The sequence below is a fragment of the Geofilum sp. OHC36d9 genome, assembly GCF_052400685.1.
Lineage (GTDB): Bacteria > Bacteroidota > Bacteroidia > Bacteroidales > Marinilabiliaceae > CAZHHH01.
In genome coordinates this window covers 89,115-109,220 of sequence record NZ_JBQTGJ010000003.1, presented here as the reverse complement: position 1 = coordinate 109,220, position 20,106 = coordinate 89,115, and the positions used below count along the sequence as shown (strand labels likewise).

The following is a 20,106-nucleotide window of genomic DNA, read 5'->3' as shown; positions in this document are numbered from 1 at the left end:
CTACTTGAAAGCATCTATTATATAAAGCTGTTATCAATTATACATAATCCTTACCGTAATTTTCCATCACAAAATCAATATCCTTATCGCCACGTCCACTCAGGTTAACAAGAATAGACTTTTGGGGCTGCTCCTGTGCCAGTTTAGTTGCAAATGCCACGGCATGTGAACTCTCCAGCGCAGGAATAATTCCTTCCAGACGACTTAACTCAAAAAAAGCATCAATCGCTTCCTTATCATTAGCGACCACATAATTGGCACGTTTAATATCTTTAAGCATACTATGCTCTGGCCCCACGCCGGGATAATCCAACCCACTGGCAACCGAATAAACAGGACTCGGATCTCCTTTTTCATCCTGTAATAAGTAACACTTAAAACCATGAATCAAACCAGGTGTTCCTTTGGCCATTGTGGCAGCATGATCACCCAGATTCATTGAGCGGCCACCGGGCTCCACGCCATACAGATCAACTTCTTCATCATTCATAAAACCTGAGAAGATCCCCATGGCATTACTACCACCACCAACACAAGCCACCACACTATCGGGCAATTCACCGGTCATCTCCAGAAACTGTGCGCGGGCTTCATCACCCACCACTTTTTGAAAATCACGCACCATCATAGGAAATGGGTGCGGACCAACCACTGAGCCGATGCAATAGATCGAATTAATAGGATCTTTCACGTAAGCCTCAAAAGCTGAGTCAACAGCTTCCTTTAGCGTTTTAAGGCCATGCGAAACAGGCACTACTTTTGCACCTAAAATCTCCATCCGAACAACATTAGGATGCTCCTTGGCGATGTCAACTTCGCCCATGTGAATTTCACACTCAAGGCCGAAATAGGCTGCGGCTGTCGCCAGGGCTACCCCGTGCTGTCCGGCACCAGTCTCAGCTATCAGCTTCTTTTTCCCCAAATATTTAGCCAACAACGCTTCTCCCATACAGTGATTCAATTTATGAGCCCCACTGTGGTTCAGATCTTCACGCTTCAAATATATGCGACCGCCATACTTCTCCGACAAACGGTTGCAGTAATAAACCGGCGTCGGACGGCCCTGATAATGTTTACGAATGCTGCGTAGTTCGGAGATAAAACTATGCGATTTGCTAATGGCAAAATAAGCATCGTTAATCTTCTTCATTTCAGCCTCAAGCGCCGGTGGTAAAAAAGCACCACCGTACTCTTTATAAAAACCATCTTTTGATGGATACTTCTTAAAATAGTTGGCAGACATAATTTCCTTTTTTTTTGATGCTTAAAATTAACAAATAAAATCTAAGCAGGGGCTTTTGGTTACAGTTTTTACAGTAAAAAATACAAATCAAAAAATATTGTATTATGCTACTCTAATTAGTGCATATCCATAAAGTCAGGATTTTAGAAAAAAATGAAATTAAAGGCTTGTGCAGATTATAAAATGTGAGTTTACAGATGTAAATACCAAATTTGAATGCTAGTGTAGCGTAATTTCAAAAATCACGGTGTCAAAAACATTCTGATTATCTACACTTAAATAAGGCAGGCTTCTCGGATACTATACATAGCACTTCCCTAAAAAATGAGAACCATTTTCGCGTTGTGTTGGGGGTATACGTTTCACCTCTCTTGCTTACATCTAAAGCTTCAACAATAGTCTCTTTTTCATCCTAAAACAACTTATTAGGCGAATCAGAATTTTCAAATTTTCATTAAATAACCTCAACATTTAAAAAAAAATCATAAAAAAAGGCATTAACCAAACGGCCAATACCTTTTTTTATTAAACGAATAACATTATTTTTCCTGCTCTTTCCACACCAAAGCGCTGGCGCCAACAATAGCAGCGTCGCCGGCCTTCAGTTTAGAAGGCAATACCTTAATCTTATTTTTAAAGATGGGCAACAAATGGTTCTCCATACTGGCAATGGTTGGTTTAAAAATATAATCACCTGCTGCTGTTGGGCCACCAAAGAGGAAAATGGCTTCAGGAGACAGGTGATGAACTGTATCGGCCAATCCTTGACCAAGATAAGCACCAGTAAGCTCAAAAACCTCCTGTGCAATTTTATCACCTTTCTCAGCGGCCTCAAAAATCATTTTGGAATTTAACTCTTTAAAAGACTTATCGGCCAAAAGACTATCACTGGCATTGTATTTAACCATCAATTCAAAAGCGGTACGTTTCATTCCAGGTGCCGAGCAATATGCCTCCAGATGGCCCTTGGCGCCACAGCCACATAAACGACCGTTGGGTATTAATGTAGTATGACCACACTCTCCGGCAAAACCATCGTGTCCATAAACCAAATCACCATTTACCACAATACCACTCCCTACGCCTGTGCCAAGTGTATACATTACAAAATTCTTCATGCCTTTGGCGCCACCGTAAACCATCTCACCAATAGCCGCAGCATTGGCATCGTTGGTTAAAGCCACATATTTATATTCAGGAAATTCTTCTTTCAGCAAAGCAACCAGATGTACAACACCTTTAAACGAAAGGTTAGGCGCGTATTCTATGGTTCCATTGTAATAATTACCGTTAGGTGCACCAATTCCAATACCTAATATTTCGGAATCATCGTTGGTCAACTTAACCGATTTGGCCATTTCACGGAGTGCGCCAGCCATCTCTTTTACATAACGATTAACATCCCCATGCGAAGGGGTATCAATGCGACCTTTGACCAATACATTTCCTGCTTCATCTACAATTCCGATAGCCGTGTTTGTACCACCAATATCAATTCCTACTGAAAATTTCTTCATTTTAATATTTTTAAAATTATCAACCCATTTAAGCTATTCTGATTTTACTTCCTTTAACTGCGAAGAAGAAAATATAAAGATAACAAATAGCCGGAACGATATAGGCATAAGTATAGCCATAGTTATCGGCAATTGACCCCATCAATGGAGGAATAACAGCACCACCAATAATTAAGGCATTAATAATACCTGAAGCAGAGCCCAATTCTGATCCATCTAAATCTTTCACCGCCAAAGCAAAGATATTGGGGAACATGATAGAGTTAAACAATCCTATTGAAACCACCGTCCATAAAGCCACATGACCGGTCGTAAATGTGGTAACAAGCCCCAGCATACCGGCCACCAATGCAAAGATAGCCAACGTACGGGCCGGCTTACCTTTACCAAATTGCATAATAACAAAATTTATAAATGCAATACCTGTGAATATAGCGCCGATAGTCCAGTTCCATTCGGTAACAAATGCTCCTGAGATAAAGGCCAAAACCAAAACCAACGCCACATAAATGTATTTCTTTGATTTAATGTCGGAAAACATAATAGAACCGAAGAAACGTCCTACCATAGCACCTCCCCAATAAATAGAAGCATATATAGCTGCCATTTCAGATGAAAGATTAAGAGTTCCACCTTTAAGATAGTTGGTCATCAAACCAGCGTTACCCGCCTCAGCTCCTACATAACAAAAAATGGCGAAAGCCCCCAAAAGAACATGTGGGTGTTTATATACACTTTTCCCCTTCTGCTTATTCTTGTCAATGGCTATAACCGGCAGTTTAATCAGAAACAGAGCTATAGCGACGACCACAACAATAATGGCCATGATAATAAAAGGAAACGGGATACGATCAGCCACCTGCAAACCATAATTAACCTTCATATCTTCCGTGGCATCAACAGGTAAATTTAACCCTTTAAAAACAACTACAGCAATTAGCCATGGGGCCACCATTGTTGCAATAGAATTTAAAGCCTGGGTAAGGTTAAGCCGACTGGAAGCTGAGCTCTCTGGACCAATAGCTGTTACATAAGGATTGGCTGACACCTGTAAAAATACCACGCCAATTGCCAAAATAAATGTTGCTCCCAAAAAAAGCGGATAAGAAGGCAATTTGGCCGCCGGCAAAAAGATAAGACTACCAATAGCCATCAAAATAAGACCTAAGCTTACCGTCCATTTGTATCCGATACGGTTAACCAGCATACCAGTAGGTATGGACATAATAGGATAGGCGATAAAAAAAGCCGAGGTTAAAAGTTGCGCCTGAAATTCAGACAAATCGAACACCGCCATTACCGGAGCGCTCAATTGAATAATAAACGTGGTGGCAAAACCAAAAATAAAGAAAATGGCGCCGAAGACCGACATGCCGACCATGACATTGTTGTTTTTATTTTCCATAGTTGTTTCTTGTTAGATGTGGATGCAATGTTAATTTAAATTTCAATTTTTTACAAAAATTCAGAGATTGATTAAGCCGTTCAGATTCTAATTATTTTTGATATATTTAACAAAACTGTATGAAACAAAAAAAACACAAACTAAAAAGACAAATACTTCTATAATTCAAACTAAAACAGTACTTTTGTGGCCGTTTCGTGTAATCTCTTGATGAACGTAGGGGTCAGACAATATTGCACGAATAAAGTTTAATCCTCAAAAACTAAAAAAATGGACTTGATTAAAGTTGCTCAAGAAGCAATGAAAACAGGTATTGAAATACCTGCATTTAAGTCGGGTGATACTATTTCAGTTCACTACAAAATTGTTGAAGGAAACAAAGAACGTGTTCAGATTTTCCGCGGTGTTGTTATTCAGATTAAAGGCTGTGGCGAAGGTAAACGTTTTACCGTTCGCAAAATGTCGGGTAACATAGGCGTTGAGCGTATTTTCCCAATGAATTCACCTTTTATTGACAAAATAGAAGTGAATAAAATTGGTAAAGTTCGTCGTTCAAGAATCTATTACTACCGTGATCTTACCGGTAAGAAGGCACGTATCAAAGAAAAAAGAGTTTAAGACTCCTTTTCAATTTAAACATAAAAAACCGCGGGCATTTTTTGTTCGCGGTTTTTTATGTTTAAGCAACACATTTATTATTATAACGGCTAACGATGAAATGTAATAATAAAACCACAACAAAAGCTTCTGTTTTATTAAATAGAGTCTGTCTATAAAGTCTAACTTCTGCGTTACACTTGCTCTCAAAATGGTCATTTACAGGAGTAAACTCACATTTTTCGAGCTGCGCAAGCCTTGAATTTGAACTTGCTAGCTCAAACTCCCGACTTTATGGACAGGCATTATCCAGTGATTGTCTATAAAGTCAACTTCTGCGTTACGCTTGTTCTTAAAATGGTCATTTACCATAGTAAACTCACATTTCTCAGACTTCGTATGTATTTCTAGCACTCAAAATTTCGGGCAAGTACTAATAATCAGCTTTTCGTTAATCGAAAAGGCCTTTCAATTTGTCACCTATTTCTTTTGCCTTTTCCTGTAATTCTGGATTATTTTTTATCTCTTCGGCAGCCTTTTCGAGCAATTCCTCAGCCTGCTGTTCTACCTTTTCACCAACAGCCTCCTTAAGAGCCGATTTAACACTTGAGCCGGTGTCGTCCATATTCAATTTCACCTTAGGATCGCTGACCTTACCGGTAATCTTCAGTCCTACCATAATGTCACCTGTCGATGCAGGTAAGGCCCCACCCAACAAAGAAGCCACACTATTAAGTTCAGCCCGGCTCACTGGCATCTTCATATTATAATCCATGGTTTGGTCAAGTCGTTGCGTTCCTTCAATGTTAACCTTTTTTCCAAAAACGTTAACATCAAAAGGCTTCACTTTAACATCACCATTTTCGATGGTAAAATTAACCAGCAAGTCTTTAACATCGGCCACGCTGTATTTGTCATTCTTAAGCAACGACACCATGGCCGATTGCACTTTTGTTCCTTCCACCTTAACACTCCTGGAAGAGAGCATTCCGCTTCCATTCATAGACTTCAGTATAGGTGAAAAGCCTTCGCCAATTAACGTCTCAAATTTCAGATTAGTAGACACGTTGCCCTTGGCCATTTTTGCCACCGGCAATAATGAATCGACCATGCTAAACGAATTGGCTGCCCTGTTAATATCTATAGATTTCACTTGCAGGTCAAAATCTGCAAAAGGCTTCAAAGTATCCTGTGTATTATACTGACCGTTCATAACCACCGAACCTTCTAGCATTTGACTGTTAAGATTTTCCAAACGAACCCGGCCATCTTTTACTATTAACCGGCCCTGCGTATTGTTCATCTCAAGTTTATCATACAACAAACGGACAATATTTGTGGTTACCACAAAATCCAGATTTTTAGGAACCAAAATCGTTTCAAGAGGTTCACTGACCTGCGTGGTATCTACCACCTCTTCTTCGCCCGATAAAGCCATGAGCTCATTACTATTAATAAATTTTGAACTGTGCGATAGCGACCCCTTCAAAATATCATTGCCGAGGGCATAGCCCAAATAATTTTCAAGTTTTCCATTTAAGGTAAAATCACTTTCGCCTAATAGAACCGACATATTACTAAGTTCTACCATACGAGGCGTGAATTGCATATCAGCTTTAGGAATCTGAACACCCATTGGTAAATCGGGACTCCTAAACTCAAAACCATCGAGCTTAATAAAACCATTGGCCTTAATATCTTCATATTTTTCTTCCTCTATGGTTTTATAATCACCATCAATGGTCAGGTCGGCTGCGACCAAACCCTTCAGCTCAATGCTGTCCAACATAACAGCATCCATCAAAGCCCCCAAATCAATACGTCCTTTCATTCCCCCTTTAAATGTAGCATTGGAAACAGGCGTTATCACTTTCAAATTGGCATCAAAAGGCGAATTATCAAGTTCAAAATGAAATTTTTTAATTTCGGAAATCGTATTATCGGGAGAACCACCAGGGTTGGACACAACCATATCTATGCCAATATTATCAATACTTTTGGGTAAATCGGGATACTGAATATAGCCACCGGCAACTTCAAATATCATATTAAAAGCCGGCAAATGATCGGCATCGATAAACACCCCTTTGGCTGCTGCTTCAAAAGCCAGCGTCCCTTTTGTTTTAAGTCCTTCTAAATCGGTCATAAAAACATCAGGAACCATCGCCAATAAAGTACTGAACTCGGTTGCTTTTGAAGCCAACTTAACATCCATATCATACCCCTCGTCCAACAATGCAAATGAACCGTCAAAAAACAGCGGCAGTTGATTAAACACGAACTCATTATCCTCAAAAACAAACTTCATAGTCTCAAGATCAGCTCCCACATTGGCACGTAAATCCACCGTACTGTTTGACAAATACTTAATGCCATCCATATTTACATTTAAGGCATCAATGGTACTTTGAATATGAATGGTAGTATAAGCCGCTGACAAATCGCCCTGCATGGCCAGATTAAAACCATCAATAGTGGATGAAAAATTCATTGTAGAATCAGCATAAGCCAGACGAGCCTCTCGTATTTCAAATGACTGAAGTAAAACTTTAAAGGAAGTAGAGCCTGCGGAGATGGTATCTTCCTCAACCATTTCATCCGTTGTTGGAACAATATCCCAGTTGGCAAGCGAGTCGGCATTAACCATTAAATTAATAAACGGTTGATCAATCAATACCGATTTAACATCAATGGCATCACCTGTTATCGCGCTCATCACATCCACAGCCAACGAAAACCGTCCCACAGACACCAAAGTATCTCCCTCAAAAGGCGCCTTATTAATAACAGATAAACCATCCAAACCGATTTCCAAATTAGGAAAATGACGAATAAAAGAGATGGAAAAATCATCCCAGGTCACAACGGCATTGACCTGATCGTTAATTACATCTTTAACTTTTTTCTCGATGGGCCCCTTAAAAATGATGGGAAGCACCAACAATAACAAAAAGATAACGGCAAGTGTGCCAAAAAAGATTTTTAGGAAACGTGTCATAATTAATGAGTTTTATGGGCTTTACAATAATCATCAAATTTAATAAAATGATGTGATTTACCTGTTAGCAGTCCTTAAAAAAACAAAATGCTTGCAAAAAAGCAATTTCGGCGTTTTACATATCCTAAAAATAGTCTATTGTCATAGTAAACTTAAAATTTTAAGAGTTCAAAAGCCTTAAAATTGAACATTTATTAGCAAGTACTAGTTTTATTGCTGACACAACAAATTATAACATTTGCAGCTGAAATACAATACATTACAAACACACAACTCGATTAATTTCAGTTGATATAAAATAAAACCCACGATTCTTATCAGAATACCTTCCTCTTAGCAAACAAAAAAAACAATCATTATTATGACTATGTTATAGAAAATCAATAACTTTCGTCTGATATTAAATTTCCTTATAATCTTAATTTCAACAAATCACTATGGACAAACTACAACCTTACGTGAATCTGTCTTCTCAAAAAGACAGTAAAGGCAACATTGAAGCCTTCATTATTAAAGCAGTGGCATTGCTCCCCAAAGGAAGCAAATCACAAATCACAGGCGGTGGCGATGTGGCAGACAATGTGACGGCCCGCCCGGTCGTCATTGAATATACGCCACTATTAACCAAAGACTTCGAAGTGGCTGAATTCGAACTGGTCATTAAAAGAGCTGAAATTGGACTATTGGAAAGAGGCGTTGAAATTCAGGTTAAGTCATCAGATATCACATTAAATATCGCAGAAAGCAAAGCGGGAAACCCTGAAAGCAAAGGAATAATCGTTGATTACGGTGACGATTAAACCGTCTGGTTCTTTAAACAATTGAAACGGCATTAGGCAACCAATCCGCCGTTTCAATTGTTTTCGATAAAAAAACTCTATGAAAAAACGGTTTTTAATTGGTATTCTTCAATGTGTTATTGTCTTTTACTTTAGCAGTGAAAACATCGCAGCAATAAAAGAAGATTCAGAATTTCCCGCATTTATTGACAGTTTACTGAAAATTCAGGACAGCCAATCAGTTGAAAAGACATCTCCCCTTTCGGCAGCTTTAACCAAAGCAATAGCATTTCAAAAAAGGAAAGAATATAAAGAAGCACTCACGCTATTCGAAGAAATAGAAGTCCAGCACAAAGAAAAACAAGAAATTACTTACTTCATATACGAGCAAAAAGCGCATATTTTTTGTTCGTTAAAAGAATATTCCAGAGCGCTTAATTACTCGCATAAAGCGATTGCCGGCTACGAAAAAGTACACAACACAGAAGGACTTAGCAGAATTTATAAACGAATTGGCTTAATTCACAACTACACAAAAAACTTCAACAAAGGAATAGACGCACTAACCACTTCTCTTGACTATGCAAAAGCCACAGGTAGCCCAGATTTAATTGTTGATTGCTTAGCTACAATGGCTACAACCTACCTGCTCACAGGAAATTTTCAGGAATCCATAAAAATCAATACTCAAATATTAAAATTCGAACAAATATCGGATTCTCAGAGAGCCACCGTGTTATTCAACTTAGGTTCAAGTTACCTGTCGACTCAAGCATACGAACAAGCTCAGGAAAATTACAACAAAAGTCTGGCTCTATTACTCGAGCTGGAAGACACAACTCGAATTATTAACACCAAAAACAATCTGGCTCATATTTACTTAAATACCGGCAAATGGACCGCGGCCGAAAAAATATTTAAAGAAGTCCTTCTATACGGAAAAGCAACAAATAATTATCAAACTCTGGTGGCCGTATATTACAACCTGACCAACCTGTATGGCCGGCTACAAAAACCGGATTCGGTTTTACGATACCTTGATTTATATAGCTCTGCCCGCGATTCAATATGGAATGAAACCACCACTCAAACCATTTTAGAACTGGAGCAAAAATATCAGGCTGAAGAACAGCAGCAACAAATAGCCATTCTGCAAAAGGAAGAACAACTGAGTAAAGCACAAATCCGTACTCAACGTGTTACCATAATGGGCATTAGCGCCATATCCATTTTACTGATGTTTTTTGGTTACATCATCAACAAACAGCGAATAAAACTCAAAAAAGGCTACCAACTACTTGAAAAAGGACAAAAAGAAATTGTGCGCATCAATGGAGAACTGAACCAAAGTATAGCCGCTAAAAACCGATTACTCTCAATTGTAGGACATGATTTACGCGGCCCAATACATGCCATTCGCGACATATCTGAACTATATCAGACGATGGAAGAGCCATCAACAAACGAAATAAAAGAATTTATAGGGCTGACCTACGAATCAACCTGTGCCGTATCGTTGCTACTTGAAAACCTTTTGACATGGGCCAATTCGCAAAAAGGGGCAATTGCCTTCACGCCTGTAGAAATTCAGATAAAACCTCTTCTGAATCAAATTGTAATGATGATGGACAAAACAATGAACCGCAAAAACATTATATTTTCACTTAATGTAGCAGATAAACTTGTATTGACCGCCGATCCGCAAATGCTGAAAACAATTCTTCGAAACCTGCTCTCAAATGCCATCAAATTCTCGCCTGAAAATACCACCATTAATATTTCAGCAGCTGAAAAAAATAATTTTATAGAAATTTCAGTTGAAGACCAGGGCTGTGGTATGAGCCAGGAACAGTTAATTAATCTTTTCGATAAAAAAGAAACCTTTTTTCTCGAAGGCAAAAACAATGTCAGCGGATCAGGACTTGGACTCATTTTATGCAAAGATTTTGTAGAACGCCATGGCGGAACCATAAAAGCCTTATCACAACAGGGTGTTGGAACCAATATAATATTTACGTTACCCAAAATACCAAAATAAACGCTTTATACCATCTGCGCTCAAAAAAACAATGGACGCATCACAACAATTCTTGGAGATTAACGACAAATAAGATTTAGAGTCTGTCCATAAACTACGTGTTTGAAATATAAAGTTCAAATACGAGGCTTGCGAAGTCATAAAAATCAAGGAGTTTACTTTTTGTAAATGACTGTTTTTATGACAAGCGTAACAAAGTAGTTGTCTTTATAGACAAACACTATTTAGGTAGTGCCTGTCCGTATAGACAGGCATTTTAGTACTAAATTTTAAACATCGGACTTTCGGAAGCTTGAAAAAGATCTGTTTACCGATGTAAATGACCTCATTGACGACAAGCGTAACACTAAAATTGGCCTTTCCCTGCAAAGACTATATAACACATTCGTGGCCTTGCATCACAAATAGGATTCAAAAAATATGTATTTTTGTATCAACACCATTAAAAGGACAAAAATGATCGGCACCTTAGTCAATGTCGCAACCGTAATAATCGGAGGAGCCATTGGCATACTCTTCAAAAAAAAAATCCCGCAAAAGGCAATGGGTATTGTTTTCCAGGGAATCGGACTTATTACACTCGGACTGGGTATTTCCATGTGGCTTAAGAGTGAGGCGCTTATTGTGGTTGTTTTAGCAATATTGGCGGGGGGAATTACAGGCGGCATGCTTCAACTGGAAGATAGAACCAATCACGCCCTGAATAGTATCAAAAAAAGATTTAAAAATACCGGGGAAAACTTCACGGAAGGACTACTGACTGCATTTTTGTTGTTTTGCATTGGAGCCATGACGATTGTCGGTGCCATTGATGAAGGGATGGGCAATGGTTCTGAGCTGCTGATTACCAAAGCCATTATGGATGGATTTGGCGCTATAGCACTGGCTGCCGCCCTGGGTATTGGGGTCTTGTTTTCAGCCATACCACTCCTTCTTTATCAGGGTAGTATAACATTGATGGCCCATTATCTCGGCCATTTTTTCGACCCGGCTATTGTTAACGAGTTGTCGGCAACAGGTGGCATCCTATTAATGGGACTGGGATTCAACTTAATGGGTATCATCAAAATTAAAATTATGGACTTATTACCCTCGCTGGTCTATGTAGTCCTGTTTACCTATCTCTATACCCTCTTTATATGAATATCAAAAACATAACACTGTGACTGCACCAGATAGCCTGATAACATTATTTGAGAAATGGGCCGACGAACCCGTCGTATCCATAATTGCCCTACCCCCTTCCGGATCGTACAGATCTTATTTTCGAATGAACGGGAAAACGGCAGGTGCCATGGGGGTTGTGAACAATGATATTAAAGAAAACAGAGCCTTTATAGAATTCAGTCGCTTTTTTAAACAACAGGGACTAAAGGTTCCGACCGTTTTAGCGGTAGATGATAATACAACCGGCTACCTATTGGAAGACTTTGGTAATCAAACTCTCTTCGACTGGCTAACGACAACCCGCACCAGTCAGGAGATACCGGGTGCAATCACCAATTTCTACAAAACAACAATTCAGCAGCTGATAAAATTTCAGATGACCGGTCGCGATCTGGATTTTTCACTATGTTATCCACGTGCCACCTTCGATAAGCAATCGATGATGTGGGATTTGCACTATTTCAAATATTACTTTCTGAAGTTAGCCAGGATTGAATTTGACGAACAGTTACTTGAAGACGATTTCAACCGTTTCTCCGATGATTTGTTACAGGCCGACAGCAATTATTTTATGTATCGCGATTTTCAGAGTCGCAATATCATGGTGGTAAATGAAATACCCGCATTTATCGACTACCAGGGCGGTCGTAAAGGTGCCTTGCAATACGATTTGGCCTCGCTGCTATACGATGGCAAAGCCGATTTGCCGGCTGCCTTCCGCGAAGAGATGTTAAGTTATTACATTTATCAACTTTCACAGGAAACCAAAGTTAATGAAGCTGCTTTCAGAAAATATTATCACGGTTTTGCACTCATTCGAATTATGCAAGCAATGGGTGCTTATGGCTTCCGTGGCTTCTATGAAAAAAAACTTCATTTTTTGAAAAGCATACCATTCGCCATCAGCAACCTGAAGTACGTGATGCAAAAATTGCCGCTTAACAATGACTACCCCATGCTGTATAAGGCTCTTTGTGACATTGCATCGTCACAAAGATTACTGGAAATAGCCGGCAAAACGCAGTTAACAGTCACCATCACCAGCTTTTCGTATAAACGGGGTATCCCCATTGATTATTCAGGTAACGGCGGCGGCTTCGTATTCGACTGCCGCGCCATCCACAATCCGGGACGTTACGAAGCCTACAAAAATAAAACCGGCAAAGACGCCGAAGTGATTGCCTTTTTTGCCAAAGAACCTGAAATGCATGAATTTCTTGAAAACGTATACCGAATGGTTAACGCTTCAATCAACAAATATCTGAGTCGAAACTTTAAACATTTAATGGTGAATTTCGGTTGTACTGGAGGACAGCATCGGTCGGTATATTGTGCCGAGCAGCTGGCAAAACACTTGTCGTCGACAAATGGCGTAAAAGTAATCATTAAACATGTGGAACAGGAAATGCGACAGTAAAAAGCGGTTTCCTGCGCCAGCAAAACAAAAGGCAATATGAGCAAAACAAAATGTAAAACAGGTCAGGCTAAAGAGTTGAAACCATCGCATCAATTTCTATGTAAAAAATGTGGTCGTTCAGCCAAAAAAAAAGACAAACTCTGCAAGCCTGTTAAAATTGACACATAGCATCACTGTTTGCGAAAATAAATAAACAGTTACAAACGCATTGCAAATAGGAATGACTGCCACTTAAAAAAAGGCTGTACTTCAATAGATAAAATAGTAATGCAAAAAAATATTACGAATTCAATTTGTCGCATTTAAAATCATTGTACTTTTTAACATTAACAAAACCGCCAGACCTTTATGATTAGTTTGCTACCGTTATTCATCATATTGATTCTTTTTTCCGGAGTGGCAATCCCTGTGACCAAAACGTATGGGCTGAAAAATCCCGGCAAACTATTGGCAATACTCCCACTCATTGTTTTCGCATTGCTGCTGCATGAACTTCTTAATCTGGGGCCACGTGAACTGGCATTACTTGAATCAGGTTGGGGGTTTATGAACGGCATGGAATTCACCTTTCGCATTGATGGGCTCAGTCTTATTTTTGGATTGATGATTAGCGGCATTGGAACGCTAATTTTGTTGTACGCTTCTTTTTACATGAAAAAATACCAACGTAAAGGTCATTTTTTCACCTATCTGATGGTTTTTATGGGCGCCATGCTGGGCATGGTTTTAACCGATAACCTGATGGTCCTGTTCATGTTCTGGGAACTCACCAGTGTTGCATCATTCTTTCTCATCGGATTCGACCATCACCTGGAGAAGCCACGTCAGTCGGCCCTGCAGGCATTACTTATCACCGGATTTGGTGGCTTGTGTTTGCTTTTTGCCACCATTCTGATTGGTCAAATTACCGGCACTTATCGCATTAGTGAGTTGCTCGACTCAAGCATTCATCTGGGCAACCATCCCCATTACTATCTGATGCTGGCATTGGTTTTGGTAGCTGCTATCACCAAATCGGCACAATTTCCTTTCCACTTTTGGCTGCCGGGAGCCATGAATGCCCCCACGCCTGTCAGTGCCTATCTGCACAGTGCAACCATGGTAAATGCCGGCATTTTTTTATTACTGCGTCTGCACCCCATTATGGGAGGCACTTTTATATGGCGTTACGTACTAATACTATTGGGCGGCATCACCATGTTTATTGGCGCCTTTCTGGCCCTCGGCGAACGTGACTTAAAACGCATACTGGCGTTCACCACCATCAGTGCACTGGGCACCATGACACTGCTCATTGGCATTGACACATCACAATCGCTCAAAGCGGCATTGCTTTTTTTCATCATTCATGGTTTATATAAAGGCGGTTTATTCATGATTGCCGGTATTATTGAAAAAAGTACCGGTTCACGCGACATATACAATTTAGGCGGTCTGTTCAAGCCACTGCCACTTACTGCCATCGCAACCTTTCTGGCCGTTATATCAATGGCCGGACTGCCTCCAATGATTGGTTTTATAGGTAAAGAACTTATCTACGAAGCCAAATTACAGCTGCAGGGCCTCAACTGGATTCTAATTCCATTAGGCGTCGGTGCCAACATATTTATGGTAGGCATTTCCATCATTGTATTTTTTGAATTGTTTATAAAGCGCCGCCGCGCATCAACTCCTGCCATCAATTACCGGGAGCACGATTTTCCCTGGTCATTTCTTATAGGTCCTTTGGTGCTTGCAGTGTTAGGCCTGCTGTTGGGAATTGCACCCCGCATACTGGAAATACCTATGACCAACGGTCTGTATTATATTCAAAGCCGCATGGTTAGAGTTGACCTTAGCCTTTGGCATGGTTTTAACGACGTATTGGTACTAAGTATCTTCACCATACTTTCCGGAATACTTGTATTTCTGCTGCGCCAACCCATTACCAGGTGGGCATCAAAAATATCCAAATGGCTCAACATATATCATTTACCCAGCCTGTTTTCTAATCTGATCAACAAATATTTAAAAACAGCCTCTAAAAACACCGACCGATTACAGCATGGGTATCATCGGTATTACCTCATGACCTTTTTTCTGGTCACAGTGGCACTGGCATCTATACACTTATTTGACATCAACGATTTCACTCACACCGATTTTCCGGCGTCGCCCATTCGTCTGCACGTCATACTCCTGCTAACAGTTGCATCGTTAGCCGTAACATTTACCGTATTTACAAAATCTCGCATTTCAGCCATTCTCTCAATGGGAATCGTTGGCTATGGCATAGGCTTACTCTACCTTTACTATGGCGCTATCGATCTGGCCATAACACAATTCCTGGCCGAAACTATTCTGCTGGTATTGTTTGTAATGGTCATATATTATCTGCCCGATTTTGCCATCCTATCAAGCAAGGCATCACGCATACGCGATGGTGTTATTTCGCTGGTAGTAGGTGTTTTTGTCACGCTGATTGTTTTAAAAGCCAATTTTATTAATATAGAGGCACCTGTCTCTGATTTCTTTTCGGCCAATGCACTTACCAAAGCCCATGGTCGAAATATTGTCAACGTAATACTGGTTGATTTCAGAGCTTTGGACACTCTGGGAGAAATTACGGTACTGACACTTGCAGCCGCAGGTGTATACTCCTTATTCCGATTCCAGATTAAAAACCTGAAGAACAAAAAAAATAAATCTTTAACAAAACACTAATTATCAAATACATATATAAACAAACTGAAAATTATTATTTTTATCTGTGTTGCATTATCCTGAGATAGCAAGTTTATGAGAAACATCATACTAGAAAAAATAGCCACTTTATTTCTGAGAGTAATGGCACTGGCAGCCATCGCACTTTTGCTGCGGGGGCATAATCAGCCCGGTGGCGGATTTATAGGGGGCATCATCCTCGCCACCGGCTTTATCCTTTACGGAATGGTGTTTGGCACATCCCAAATCCGCAAGGTCATGATTTTCAACAGCCGTACCTGGATGGGCATTGGCTTACTTTTGGTCGTAATAGCCGCGCTGATACCTGCCTTTGCAGGACAACTACCCTTAACAGGTCTCTGGATCACTGCGCAACTGCCGTTAATCGGAACATTTCATCTGGGCACACCCCTGCTATTCGACATCGGCATTTTTATCGCCGTGGTTGGGGTAATCCTTTCAATAATAATAACCATAATGGAGGTATTGCAATGGAATACGTAATAGCTATATTTATAGGGTTACTATACGCTGCCGGAGTATATCTGGTGTTGCGACGTAGTATCGTAAAAGTAATTCTAGGCATACTGGTGCTTAGCAACGCGACTAATCTCATTATATTTCTGGCCGGTGGGCTTAAAAACAGTGCTGCCGCATTTATCCCCGAAGGGGCCCAAACAGTTGATCCCACAACAGTGTCCGATCCTGTTCCGCAAGCCTTAATACTTACAGCCATCGTTATAAGTCTGGGGATATCAGCATTTTTACTGGCACTAAAATACCGCTATTTTGACGTGACTGGCACCCATGACCTCGACCAACTTAAAAATACCGACCAACGATGATGCTATTTAGCTTGATAATACTGCCATTAACATTCATGATTTTGTCGCTGCTGATAAAAAAGGCAGGGATAAAAAAACGATTGGCTATCCTTATGGCCGGTCTCAATTTTTTCTTAACACTGGTTTTAGTGCCGGTTGTCCATTTTAAAGAAATCATTGTGGTGAATATGGGTTCATGGCCGGCTCCTTATGGTATCAGTCTGGTTGCCGATCGGTTTTCCGTTTTCATGTTAGTGGTATCAGCGGTCATCTTTTTTATCACAATCATTTATTCAACGCAAGCCGTGGACAAACCACGACGCAAAAATGGTTTTTACTTCTTTTCATTTGGTATACTGATGGGCGTTAACGGCAGTTTTATGGCCGGCGACATCTTCAATCTGTATGTGTGGTTCGAAGTCATGCTCATGTCATCCTTCATACTCATTAGTCTGGGCGGCGAAAGAGCTCAACTCGAAGGGGCCATCAAATATCTGATACTGAATCTTATTTCATCTTTCTTTTTTGTAGCGGGAATTGGCCTGCTGTATGGTAAGTTGGGCACCCTCAATCTGGCCGACCTGTCCTACAAAATGAGCCAGATAAATGATCTCTCTCTGATCAGTCCCGCTCTTATTCTGATATTTGTAGGGTTTTCAATCAAAGGAGCTCTCTTTCCTTTTTTTTACTGGTTACCGGCGTCGTATCATACACCACCTCCAGCCGTTTCAGCGCTCTTTGCGGGATTGCTTACCAAGGTCGGCATCTACGCAATTATTCGTTTATACACCCTGCTATTATACCACAACGAACCCTTCTGGAGCGTGCTGTTATTCTGGATTGGCGGGCTGTCGATGGTGATTGGGGTAATTGCCGCATCGTCGCAGTACGATTTTCGTAAAATATTGTCATTTCATATTATCAGCCAAATGGGCTATGTGATAATATCACTGGCTTTTAATACTGTAGCAGGGCTCACCGCGGCCATTTTTTTTCTGGGTCATAACATGCTGGCCAAGACCAATGCGTTTTTGGTAGCAGGCTGGGTATATAAAAGCAGAGGCACGCTCAACCTGAAGTCACTGGGCGACGTATTCAGACAAAGCCGCATTTGGGGCTTTCTGTTCTTTATATCGGCCTTTAGTCTGGCAGGACTGCCTCCTCTCAGTGGCTTTGCAGCAAAATACCTTGTGCTGAAAGCCGGTATTGAAGCACACCACATTGGCATTAGTCTCGTTGCTTTATTCGTTGGCTTGTTTACCCTGTTCTCAATGGTAAAGATATGGATGGAAGTATTCTGGAAACCAACTCCCTCTGACACCATGATGCCGCTTCCACCGATGAAACAAAAAGACAAATGGATGGTGGTATCGTCCGTCATGCTGGCCATTGCAATTATTGGCATGGGTATCTGGGCCAAACCAATTGTAGACTATTGTGAACTGGCTGCCGCTGATTTATTAAACCCTTCAAAATATATTTATCATGTCCTGGGACTATAAACAAAACCATATCATAAGCTACATTATAAAGCTTTGGTACCTTGCCTACCTGATGCTGTATTTCATCCTGAATGTGATGGCATCCGGATGGGCAGTGGCCCTGCAGGTCTTAAAAGGATCAAAAGGAGACGAAGGCGGACTGATTGACTACCATACGAGGGTAAATAAACCATGGCAAATGATTCTGCTTTTCAACATGCTAAGTATGACGCCCGGCTCACTGTCGACAGATATTGACGAAAAAAATCAAATCATAAAAGTTCATCTTTTAAATATGGCGGAGAAAGAACAATTTTACAACGTAACCTCTAAAATTGAAGCATTGCTAATGAAAGCAATATAGTTATGGTAGAATTAATACATCAAAATATAATAACAAAGCACATTGTAACCCGAAAACCTGAATTGCCAACTAATATAAATGAAATAGCAGATCTATTATCTTAAAACTGATTCATCGCACAAAAAAAATAAAACATGGAACCAACTATATTTATGCAAAATGCGGCCCTAATAGCCATGTGGGTGATGACACTCAGCCTGTTTTTCCCTATGTACCGCGTGTTTAGAGGCCCTTCATTGCCCGACCGGATTGTTGCGCTCGACCAGATTACGGCAATAGTAGCCGGATTAATACTGGCCGACCTGATTTACACCGGCAACCGCCTTCTGTTGGATGTTGTGCTGGTAGTTTCATTTCTGATGGCTATGGGATCCATGATTATAGCCCGCTATCTATACAAACAAAGAAATAACCATGATTGAAATAATAATAGGCGTATTAGTCCTGATAAGTGCTTTGATTGTTTTAATTGCCTCAATCGGTATTGTCCGGTTTAACAATCTCTATGCCCGCATGCACGTTGTCACAAAAGTTACTTCTTTTGGATTGCTGACAATGCTTATAGCCGTTAACCTGCTATTTAGCCAGCTTTGGGTGCTCATTGAGTCGATTGTAATATTTCATGTTCTGATATTTTTATCCCCCATTTCGGCACACGTTATTGCCAAAGTATCGGCCTGGCTCGAAACAAATAAAATAGAGGATAAGTCATTTAATGATATAGAAAAACCAATGTCGTCTTCGACCAAAGACAACGATAACATAAAATAAGACCGTGATTAATGCCATGATATTAGCCGCAGGTTTAGGTACGCGCCTCAAACCATTTACCAGCCATCATCCCAAAGCGCTGGCAACAGTCATCAATCTGCCTCTGCTACATATTGCACTTCAAAAAATAAAACGTTTGGGCATTAAAAAAGTGGTTGTTAATGTGCATCATTTTGCCGAACAGGTAACCTCATTCATTCAGGACTATGATGCCGGCAATATGGAAATATTAATATCCGATGAAAGTGACCGATTGCTTGACACCGGAGGTGCCGTTCAAAAAGCAGCTCCACTCTTCGACCCGCAGGCCGACATCTTAATTTACAACGTTGATGTGGTTACCAATGCGCCACTTGAAGAACTGATAACCACGCATCAAAAGCAGCAAAACTTAGCCACTTTATGGGTGCAACCACGCACCACATCTCGTTTTTTACTATTTACTGACGACAACCAACTTTGTGGATGGCGCAATACCAAAACGGGTGATGAATTATGGGTAAAAGAGCCGGTCGCCGCCTCTCAACTGGGATTTAATGGAATTCAGGTAATCCAGTATCGTTTGTTATCACGACTCCCCCACAAAGGGGCATTTCCTATCATTCCCGAATATCTGAATCTGGCTGAAAAATATAAAATATCTGGATGGAGATCTGATGACAGTCGATGGTTTGATACCGGAACTCCTGAAAAATTAAAAAAGGCAACCGATTTTATAACCGGTTGCCCCTCCTCAGAACAATCTGAATTTTTATAATTACAGCCGACAAAAAAAACGCTTGAGGTTTTCTGCCTCAAGCGT

The 20,106-nt window shown here is 40.4% G+C and carries 17 protein-coding genes; 13 read left to right on the top strand and 4 right to left on the bottom strand.

Features of this window, described 5'->3' with window-relative positions:
* Positions 1–37: 37 nt before the first annotated feature.
* The 3 genes from trpB to ACT3CD_RS05350 form a co-directional block, all read right to left on the bottom strand.
* The gene (trpB, locus tag ACT3CD_RS05360; RefSeq protein ID WP_444643655.1) at positions 38–1,243 is read right to left on the bottom strand and encodes a tryptophan synthase subunit beta; all 1,206 of its coding nucleotides are present in this window, start codon (positions 1,241–1,243) and stop codon (positions 38–40) included.
* Between the two features lie 539 nt (positions 1,244–1,782).
* Positions 1,783–2,760: an ROK family protein gene (locus ACT3CD_RS05355; RefSeq protein WP_444643653.1), complete on the bottom strand. Its 978-nt coding sequence runs from the start codon at positions 2,758–2,760 to the stop codon at positions 1,783–1,785.
* Positions 2,761–2,788: 28 nt separating this feature from the next.
* A complete protein-coding gene (locus ACT3CD_RS05350; RefSeq protein ID WP_444643651.1) occupies positions 2,789–4,165 on the bottom strand; it encodes an MFS transporter in 1,377 nt (458 codons plus the stop codon).
* 270 nt (positions 4,166–4,435) lie between these two features.
* On the opposite strand from ACT3CD_RS05350, the gene rplS reads away from it, so the two are divergent.
* Positions 4,436–4,783 (top strand): 50S ribosomal protein L19, encoded by a 348-nt coding sequence (rplS, locus tag ACT3CD_RS05345; RefSeq protein ID WP_444643649.1) that lies wholly within the window; start codon positions 4,436–4,438, stop codon positions 4,781–4,783.
* A 430-nt stretch (positions 4,784–5,213) separates the two neighbouring features.
* On the opposite strand, the gene ACT3CD_RS05340 is transcribed toward rplS, so the two are convergent.
* Positions 5,214–7,760, bottom strand: coding sequence for an AsmA-like C-terminal region-containing protein (locus tag ACT3CD_RS05340; protein ID WP_444643647.1), 2,547 nt, complete (start codon positions 7,758–7,760; stop codon positions 5,214–5,216).
* 437 nt (positions 7,761–8,197) lie between these two features.
* On the opposite strand from ACT3CD_RS05340, the gene ACT3CD_RS05335 reads away from it, so the two are divergent.
* The 12 genes from ACT3CD_RS05335 (at position 8,198) to ACT3CD_RS05280 (ending at position 20,061) form a co-directional block, all read left to right on the top strand.
* Entirely contained in the window at positions 8,198–8,560 is a 363-nt protein-coding gene (locus tag ACT3CD_RS05335; protein WP_444643645.1) for a hypothetical protein, read from the top strand.
* Between the two features lie 79 nt (positions 8,561–8,639).
* Positions 8,640–10,577, top strand: coding sequence for a tetratricopeptide repeat-containing sensor histidine kinase (locus tag ACT3CD_RS05330; protein WP_444643643.1), 1,938 nt, complete (start codon positions 8,640–8,642; stop codon positions 10,575–10,577).
* Between the two features lie 456 nt (positions 10,578–11,033).
* Positions 11,034–11,720 (top strand): DUF554 domain-containing protein, encoded by a 687-nt coding sequence (locus tag ACT3CD_RS05325; RefSeq protein WP_444643641.1) that lies wholly within the window; start codon positions 11,034–11,036, stop codon positions 11,718–11,720.
* Between the two features lie 19 nt (positions 11,721–11,739).
* Entirely contained in the window at positions 11,740–13,161 is a 1,422-nt protein-coding gene (locus ACT3CD_RS05320; RefSeq protein ID WP_444643639.1) for a RapZ C-terminal domain-containing protein, read from the top strand.
* A gap of 348 nt (positions 13,162–13,509) precedes the next feature.
* Positions 13,510–15,864, top strand: a complete 2,355-nt coding sequence (mbhE, locus tag ACT3CD_RS05315) for a hydrogen gas-evolving membrane-bound hydrogenase subunit E (protein ID WP_444643637.1) — start codon at positions 13,510–13,512, stop codon at positions 15,862–15,864.
* A 75-nt stretch (positions 15,865–15,939) separates the two neighbouring features.
* Positions 15,940–16,368, top strand: a complete 429-nt coding sequence (locus ACT3CD_RS05310; protein ID WP_444643635.1) for an MnhB domain-containing protein — start codon at positions 15,940–15,942, stop codon at positions 16,366–16,368.
* A complete protein-coding gene (locus ACT3CD_RS05305) occupies positions 16,356–16,709 on the top strand; it encodes an NADH-quinone oxidoreductase subunit K (RefSeq protein WP_444643633.1) in 354 nt (117 codons plus the stop codon). The genes ACT3CD_RS05310 and ACT3CD_RS05305 overlap by 13 nt, the downstream gene beginning before the upstream one ends.
* On the top strand, positions 16,706–18,190 hold the full coding sequence (locus tag ACT3CD_RS05300; protein ID WP_444643632.1) for a proton-conducting transporter transmembrane domain-containing protein: 1,485 nt from the start codon (positions 16,706–16,708) through the stop codon (positions 18,188–18,190). Before ACT3CD_RS05305 ends, ACT3CD_RS05300 begins: the two co-directional genes overlap by 4 nt.
* Positions 18,174–18,533 (top strand): Na+/H+ antiporter subunit E, encoded by a 360-nt coding sequence (locus ACT3CD_RS05295; protein ID WP_444643630.1) that lies wholly within the window; start codon positions 18,174–18,176, stop codon positions 18,531–18,533. The genes ACT3CD_RS05300 and ACT3CD_RS05295 overlap by 17 nt, the downstream gene beginning before the upstream one ends.
* Before the next feature lie 134 nt (positions 18,534–18,667).
* Positions 18,668–18,955 (top strand): monovalent cation/H+ antiporter complex subunit F, encoded by a 288-nt coding sequence (locus ACT3CD_RS05290; RefSeq protein WP_444643628.1) that lies wholly within the window; start codon positions 18,668–18,670, stop codon positions 18,953–18,955.
* Positions 18,948–19,304: a monovalent cation/H(+) antiporter subunit G gene (gene mnhG, locus ACT3CD_RS05285; protein WP_444643626.1), complete on the top strand. Its 357-nt coding sequence runs from the start codon at positions 18,948–18,950 to the stop codon at positions 19,302–19,304. The genes ACT3CD_RS05290 and mnhG overlap by 8 nt, the downstream gene beginning before the upstream one ends.
* 16 nt (positions 19,305–19,320) lie before the next feature.
* Positions 19,321–20,061: a sugar phosphate nucleotidyltransferase gene (locus ACT3CD_RS05280; RefSeq protein ID WP_444643624.1), complete on the top strand. Its 741-nt coding sequence runs from the start codon at positions 19,321–19,323 to the stop codon at positions 20,059–20,061.
* Positions 20,062–20,106: the final 45 nt, after the last annotated feature.

What these genes read in the sequence shown, in the direction of transcription:
- rplS (WP_444643649.1), top strand. Translation starts at nt 4,436, where the DNA reads ATGGACTTGATTAAAGTTGCTCAAGAAGCAATGAAAACAGGTATTGAA.
- trpB (WP_444643655.1), bottom strand. Translation starts at nt 1,243, where the DNA reads ATGTCTGCCAACTATTTTAAGAAGTATCCATCAAAAGATGGTTTTTAT.
- ACT3CD_RS05355 (WP_444643653.1), bottom strand. Translation starts at nt 2,760, where the DNA reads ATGAAGAAATTTTCAGTAGGAATTGATATTGGTGGTACAAACACGGCT.
- ACT3CD_RS05325 (WP_444643641.1), top strand. Translation starts at nt 11,034, where the DNA reads ATGATCGGCACCTTAGTCAATGTCGCAACCGTAATAATCGGAGGAGCC.
- mbhE (WP_444643637.1), top strand. Translation starts at nt 13,510, where the DNA reads ATGATTAGTTTGCTACCGTTATTCATCATATTGATTCTTTTTTCCGGA.
- ACT3CD_RS05340 (WP_444643647.1), bottom strand. Translation starts at nt 7,760, where the DNA reads ATGACACGTTTCCTAAAAATCTTTTTTGGCACACTTGCCGTTATCTTT.
- ACT3CD_RS05295 (WP_444643630.1), top strand. Translation starts at nt 18,174, where the DNA reads ATGTCCTGGGACTATAAACAAAACCATATCATAAGCTACATTATAAAG.
- ACT3CD_RS05335 (WP_444643645.1), top strand. Translation starts at nt 8,198, where the DNA reads ATGGACAAACTACAACCTTACGTGAATCTGTCTTCTCAAAAAGACAGT.
- ACT3CD_RS05300 (WP_444643632.1), top strand. Translation starts at nt 16,706, where the DNA reads ATGATGCTATTTAGCTTGATAATACTGCCATTAACATTCATGATTTTG.
- ACT3CD_RS05330 (WP_444643643.1), top strand. Translation starts at nt 8,640, where the DNA reads ATGAAAAAACGGTTTTTAATTGGTATTCTTCAATGTGTTATTGTCTTT.
- ACT3CD_RS05350 (WP_444643651.1), bottom strand. Translation starts at nt 4,165, where the DNA reads ATGGAAAATAAAAACAACAATGTCATGGTCGGCATGTCGGTCTTCGGC.
- mnhG (WP_444643626.1), top strand. Translation starts at nt 18,948, where the DNA reads ATGATTGAAATAATAATAGGCGTATTAGTCCTGATAAGTGCTTTGATT.
- ACT3CD_RS05280 (WP_444643624.1), top strand. Translation starts at nt 19,321, where the DNA reads ATGATATTAGCCGCAGGTTTAGGTACGCGCCTCAAACCATTTACCAGC.
- ACT3CD_RS05305 (WP_444643633.1), top strand. Translation starts at nt 16,356, where the DNA reads ATGGAATACGTAATAGCTATATTTATAGGGTTACTATACGCTGCCGGA.
- ACT3CD_RS05290 (WP_444643628.1), top strand. Translation starts at nt 18,668, where the DNA reads ATGGAACCAACTATATTTATGCAAAATGCGGCCCTAATAGCCATGTGG.
- ACT3CD_RS05310 (WP_444643635.1), top strand. Translation starts at nt 15,940, where the DNA reads ATGAGAAACATCATACTAGAAAAAATAGCCACTTTATTTCTGAGAGTA.